4 protein-coding genes are annotated in these 6,022 nt (G+C 55.3%); 1 reads left to right on the top strand and 3 read right to left on the bottom strand.

Translation table 11 applies throughout. The annotated features are described in order from the left end of the window. Positions 1 to 311 precede the first annotated feature (311 nt). Positions 312 to 2,405 (bottom strand): ATP-dependent DNA helicase DinG, encoded by a 2,094-nt coding sequence (gene dinG, locus ACN0VL_RS13530; RefSeq protein ID WP_417618233.1) that lies wholly within the window; start codon positions 2,403 to 2,405, stop codon positions 312 to 314. 295 nt (positions 2,406 to 2,700) lie between these two features. Between dinG and ACN0VL_RS13535 the strand changes: the two genes are divergently transcribed. Beyond that, positions 2,701 to 3,780 (top strand): porin, encoded by a 1,080-nt coding sequence (locus ACN0VL_RS13535; RefSeq protein ID WP_417618235.1) that lies wholly within the window; start codon positions 2,701 to 2,703, stop codon positions 3,778 to 3,780. Positions 3,781 to 4,095: 315 nt separating this feature from the next. Here ACN0VL_RS13535 and ACN0VL_RS13540 read toward each other — a convergent pair whose 3' ends face one another. Both ACN0VL_RS13540 and ACN0VL_RS13545 read right to left on the bottom strand, forming a co-directional pair. Further along, positions 4,096 to 4,464, bottom strand: a complete 369-nt coding sequence (locus ACN0VL_RS13540; protein ID WP_417618237.1) for a transcriptional regulator, TraR/DksA family protein — start codon at positions 4,462 to 4,464, stop codon at positions 4,096 to 4,098. 69 nt (positions 4,465 to 4,533) lie between these two features. After that, positions 4,534 to 5,463 (bottom strand): tRNA-dihydrouridine synthase, encoded by a 930-nt coding sequence (locus ACN0VL_RS13545; protein ID WP_417618239.1) that lies wholly within the window; start codon positions 5,461 to 5,463, stop codon positions 4,534 to 4,536. Positions 5,464 to 6,022: the final 559 nt, after the last annotated feature.

Here is a 6,022-nt window from a genome sequence, read left to right on the forward strand (position 1 = left end):
TTGAAGTGACATCAAGTTAACCGCAAAATTGTGACAATTTTCACGGGTTAGCGCAATCTTTGAAGTGAGGAGTGAGGAGTGAGGAGTGAGGAGTGAGGAGTGAGGAGTGAGGAGTGAGGGAAGTGGAATGGCCCGCCTAAATTCCTTGTCATGTGATGGTCGGCGGAGAAGCTCTCTTCATCCGCCTCTATGCCACTGACCACTACACACAGAGTCGCCTGTGGGGGGCGATTTACAGACAACTCGGTGTCTCAGGAGAGGTAACAGAGATGGCCTCCCACGACCGTGATACACTCCTCGCGCCTTACGCCTTACGCCTCACTCTTAACGATGTTTACACTAAAAGGCGGCAGCGCCTGTAGTAATGCCGGCCCATAACGGCGGCTGACCAGCCGTTTATCCAGTAACACAATGCGGCCACCGTCGGTTTCGGTACGCAATAAGCGGCCACAGGCCTGAATAAGCTTGCGTGAGGCTTCGGGCAGCGCCAGTTGCATAAAAGGATTGCCGCCACACAGGGTGATCCACTCGGCCATGGCTTCTTCTACCGGCGAGGTGGGCACCGCAAAGGGCAACTTGGTAATAATGAGGTTGGTTAAATAGTGGCCGGGTAAATCCAGCCCCTCGGAAAAGCTGCCGGTGCCAAACAGCACGCTGGGTTGCTGGCCATCACACTTTACCTTGTGTAACTGCAATAACGCCTGGCGGCTGGCTTCGCCCTGCACCAACAGCGAATGGCCCTGAGCCCTTAAAGCTTCTGCCGCCTGCTTCATTTGCCGATAAGAAGAAAACAGCACCAGGCTGGCGCCCTGATCCTGCAACCACAGCGGAATTTGCGTGGCGAGCAGGCTATCGAAGTCGCGGCTGCTGGGCTCGCAGGCCAACTCGGGAATAATCAGCCGGGCGCTGGCGTAGTTAAAGGGCGAGTTAAGGCGTACATAGTGGCTGCCATCGTCGGCGCGCAAGCCCACGGCCCGACGAAAATAACCAAAATCGTTCAGCGCGGTCAGGGTGGCGGACACCATCACCACGGCTGCGGCCCGCGACCAGCACCATTGCTCCAGCAAATGTCCCACCGCCAGCGGCGTGACGCACAGCAGTATTTCCTGCTTGTCTTTGGGGTCGAGCTCCAGCCAGCGTGCCGGAGGCGTTTGCTTGGCGCCGGGGGGGCGCAGCAGCAGGGCACAGCCATCACGCAGCTGTTCACCCTGCAATTGCTGCTGGCTGATCTGTGCCAGCGCCGCCTCTATGGCCGGCGCCTGCGTGGGTTTCAATTTAAGCTGTTCGGCAAGCTGGCTGTTAATGGGCCCCAGTGCCCGGCAAAAGGCCTGGCTGTCTTCTTTGAGGATACTTAAGGTTTCATCCAGGCCGCAGGGCAGCTCGCCGGGGCTGAAGCGCAGGCAACCTTGCTCGTCGGTTTGTAAATCCTGGCGCTGCAAGGCGCCGAACAACTGACGATACACCTCGGTTAACGCCGGGATCAGCTGGGCCGTGCTGTGCTGCAGCTTGCCGATGGCGGACTGACCGTCGACGCCCAGCAAGTCGTTTAACTTGCTTTGCCATTTATTAAACTGCTCCAGCGAGCGACGAAGCTGGCGCAGCGGCAGCCGTGCCGAGCCCTGGTCACGGGCCACGTCGGCAATATGGTGGGCTTCATCCAGAATATACAAACATTGCTCGGGCTCGGGCAGCACTATGCCACCGCCCATGCTTAAATCCGCCAGCAGCAGGGCATGATTCACCACTATCACATCGGCTTGTTCCAGCTCGGCCCGGGCCTGATGAAACGGACAGTGCTGGTGGCCCAGCATGGGCTGACAGCTATGGCGTTCGGCCTGAATGTGCTGCCACAGCGTGCTGTCTATGGGGGTGGGCCAGCTGTCGCGGTCGCCTTGCCAGCTTTTGTTGCTGTAGGCTTGCCACATTTTTGCCAATTGGGTGTGCTGTGCCGCCGTTAACGGCGCCGTGGTCAGCGCCGCGCCTTCGAACAACTCGGTTTGTGCCTCGCCATTCGCCAGATCCGATAGCCGTCGGGCACAGCAATAGCGGGCTCGGCCTTTGGCCAGGGCGAAGCGAAAGCCGGGTTGGCAATGGGGTAAAAACAGCGGCAGATCCTTATCGACCAACTGCTCTTGCAGCGCCAGGGTGGCGGTGGAGATCACCAGCTTTTTTTGGTTGATGCGTGCCCACGGAATACCGGCCTGTAAATAGGCCAGTGACTTGCCAATGCCGGTACCGGCTTCGGCCACTAAAATACGGCGGCTGGCATCGTAACGGCCCAGCAACACCTTGCCCATTTCTGCCACCAGATAGTTTTGCTCGCGACGCGGTATAAAGCCAGGTATGGCCTGGCTAAGGCGCCGATAATTGTCTCGCACCAACGATTGATAATTGCAGCTTGGCATAATGGGGTTCTTGGTTACCGGCTAACGTGCAGCCGAACTTAGCTATAAAGGCGACAAATGAGAGGCTAATTATAGTGACAATGGCGTTTTATACCAGTTGCAAGCAGTTAGTAGGCAAAAGGTGCTGTCGCTCACGTTTAATCGTGGGGTGAGTGTAATTGTCATAAAAAGTTCCCGCTATTCTGTTGCAAGCTCCAAATAGCGATGCTAGTCTGCTTGCCATAGTAACGTTATGCGTTGCTAACACAAGGAAAACAAGGACTTAGTGTTCAATAACAGTAGGCATATAAAAATCATGAAAAAAACGATTCTTGCACTGACTATTCCTGCGCTGTTCGCAACCTCTGCTAGCGCCGTAGAAATCTATTCTGCCGAAGACGGCTCCAAGGTTGACCTGTACGGTCGTCTGCAGTACAACGCCGGTGCTACCGGTTATCAAGTAGCTACCAACGCTGCTGGTCAGTATGTTGACGAAGATGGTAATCAGGTTTTTGACAAAGCCGAGGCGGCCGCAAGTGATGAGCGTCAGAACTTCGGTGGTGCTGGTCTGGTGCGTCTGGGCGTGAACGTCAACTACGTGCTGAACCAGGATATCTCCTTGATCGGTAAGTACGAAGCCAACTTCGATGCGGAAGGCGGCAATAGCACCAATGAAATCGATACCCGTTACGCCTGGTTGGGTTTCCGCTTCATGGATACCACAGAGCTGGCTTTCGGTAAGAGCGAAGCGCCTCGCGCTCAGCTGACCAACCTGACCGATACCTTCGACATCTTCGGTGGTAACGCAACCAACGCCGGTGGTTTCAACCGTGTAGATGACCAGATTCGTCTGTCTTACGCCGACAATGGTATTGACCTGCGTGCCGCTTATGCCTTCAACGATGCGCGTAAGCAAGATGATAACTTAGATAATACTAATCATGAAGACAGCCGTTGGGGCGTTTCTGCTGGCTACACATCACCAGTAGGCTTTGGCGTGGTTGCTTCTTATAACCAAGAAGATAATAACAACGTTACTAATGGCGAAGATGACAAGACTAAAGAGTGGGGCTTGGGTGCGCATTACAGCATCGACGGTTTCTACTTTGCCGGTCTGTACGGTCAGCGCGATTCTGACGTTTTGAATGCTGACGACGATGGCTCCAAGTTCTGGGAACTGCAGGCTGCTTATAGCGTAGATGCATGGACTCTGATTGCCAACTACGCCAAAGAAGATGGCCGTAAAGCCTCTTCAGGTGATGAGTTTATTGACGAGTACACCCTGGGTGCCCGTTACGCTCTGAACACCAAGACCAAGGTTTATGCCGAATACGTGATCAACGAAATTGGCAACAAAGACGACCTGTACGCTATGGGTATTCAGTACAACTTCTAATTTAGCTTAAGCTAAATTGAGAAGCATAAAAGCCGGCGCAAGCCGGCTTTTTTAATGGCTGATTTTTAGAGCGAGTGAAGGGTAAAGAGGGAGGTGTGAAGGGAGCAAAAACGGACCCGATTTTTTGCAGCTACCGCTTTGTTGGCACTCCCGTCTCAGTGGGCTGAAATGGTGAGTATCAACTGCTAAAGCGCAGGGCTACAAAAGTTCGTCTATATTGCTAACCAGGCGTTTGGTGGTGGGCACTGTTTTGGTTTTAATGTCACGCCTCACGCCTCACGCCTCGCGCCTCGCGCCTCTCAAAGGGCTGGCGGCCTATAGCTCCCAGCTCCCGTGCTGGATGCTTTGGTATTTTTGCTCGCAGGGCGTACAGCGTTGTCGGCAGGGGTCTTGATATAGCTGTTGGTGAGTTAATTGGGCTTCACAGTCGCTGCATAACCCATAGAGGCCGAGTTGCTGCTGGCACAAGGCGGCATCCAGCTGCTTGAGCTGGGTGATGTGCGCTTGTAACTGCGGCCAGGCAGACAAGGCGCCGTGGTCGGCCCATTCATCGGCCGGCAGCTGCTGAAGTTGCAGGGCCAGCCCGGGATCCAACGCCTGCAGTGCCTGCATAAAAGCCTGCCGTCGGCTGTTTGCTTCTGCCAGCAGGCGGTGTTCCAGTTTCGGCTCCATTATGTTGCTCATTATGCCTTCCCAAACATTGAGTATGAGCTGCAGTATAAAGCGGGCGTTTGCGGAGCATCATGACGTAAATCAAACTGCGGTGAGCGTGCTGCGAATGTCGTCGGTGTGTTTCAGGGTACGCACCTGGCCGAACAGGGTTTGGGCTTGTGGGTACTGCAGCTTTAAAAAGTTCAGCCACTGCTTGATGCGGTTCGGGTAATAAACGCCTTTATCGCCTTCGACTTCCAGCGCCGAATAATCCAGCAACAGTTCAATGACCTGATCCCAGCTCATGGGTGCTGTGTCGTTTTTAATGGTGGCGGCTAAATTGGGCAAGGCCAGTGCGCCTCGGCCCAGCATTACATCACGGCACTGGCTTTGTGCCTGGGCAAGTTGCGCTTGCCCGGCGTTCCAGATCTCGCCATTAATGACTACCGGAATGGCCAGTGCGGCGCGTATGTCCGCCACCAGCGGCCAGTGTGCCGGTGGGCGATAGCCGTCGCGCTTGCTGCGCGCGTGTACCGCCAGCTCGCTGATGCCACCCTCGGCCAGTGCCTGGCTGTTTTCCAGGTAGGAGTCTCTGTCTTCCAGCCCCAGGCGAATTTTGGCGCTCACGGGCAAATGCGCCGGCACGGCGGCGCGCACCGCTTTGGCAATGCGATACAGTTGCTCGCTGTCGGCCAGCAAGGCCGCGCCGCCGCGATGCTTGTTCACGGTTTTGGCGGGGCAGCCAAAATTCAGGTCGATACCCTCGGCGCCGAGCAGGCAGGCCTGGTCGGCATTTTCCGCCAGCCAGTCGGGCTCCTGGCCCAATAACTGAATGCGCACCGGGGTACCGGCCGGAGTGCGACAACCCTGACGCAGCTCGGGGCACAGCCGATAAAACACCCGTGGTGGCAGGCGCATATCCACCACGCGAATAAACTCGGTTACGCAGAGGTCGAAGGGGTTGATGCGGGTGAGCAAATCCCGCATCAGGTGGTCGAGTACCCCTTCCATCGGGGCCAATATCAGGCGCATAGCAGCAAACACTACCTAAATAAGCAAAGGCGCGATTGTATCAGAAAACCCCGTGCTCAGCGCGCAGCAAGAGATAAACGCCTTTACCACGGAATCCACAGACCCCACGGAAAAATTAAGATAAAGGATCCAGGCACGCACTTTGACTGGGTAAGACCTGGATGAGCACAATGTGATGAGTGATGAGTGATGAGTGATGAGTGATAAACGAGGCTCTCACCCTTTATAGTTTTGGTTGCTCTTCGTCCGTGGTTTCCGTGGGGTCTGTGGCAAAAAAGCTCTTTCTCTTTGGGTTTTGATCCTGCTATAGCTGATCGCCTGTCTCTTAGTCACAAGTCACAAGTCACAAGCCAGTAAATGAATGCCCAGAGGCAACCGGGTAGCCTCCTCCGACTCGCTCAAGTACTTCCATGTAGCGCTCAGCACATGACGTCCCTGTCATGTGATGGTCGGCTGAGGCTATCCCAGTCGCCTCTTTTTAGCCGACATTCCGCACCTAATTCAGGAATAAATGGCCTGATAGCGCTCACCGAGTGCTGCAAGAATGGTCTGTTGCGGC

Origin of the sequence: Oceanisphaera sp. (genome assembly GCF_048268965.1) — a bacterium.
GTDB lineage: Bacteria > Pseudomonadota > Gammaproteobacteria > Enterobacterales > Aeromonadaceae > Oceanimonas.

Bases quoted from the DNA above. Each gene is read 5' to 3' on its own strand.
- dinG (WP_417618233.1), bottom strand. From the start codon at position 2,405: ATGCCAAGCTGCAATTATCAATCGTTGGTGCGAGACAATTATCGGCGC.
- ACN0VL_RS13535 (WP_417618235.1), top strand. From the start codon at position 2,701: ATGAAAAAAACGATTCTTGCACTGACTATTCCTGCGCTGTTCGCAACC.
- ACN0VL_RS13540 (WP_417618237.1), bottom strand. From the start codon at position 4,464: ATGAGCAACATAATGGAGCCGAAACTGGAACACCGCCTGCTGGCAGAA.
- ACN0VL_RS13545 (WP_417618239.1), bottom strand. From the start codon at position 5,463: ATGCGCCTGATATTGGCCCCGATGGAAGGGGTACTCGACCACCTGATG.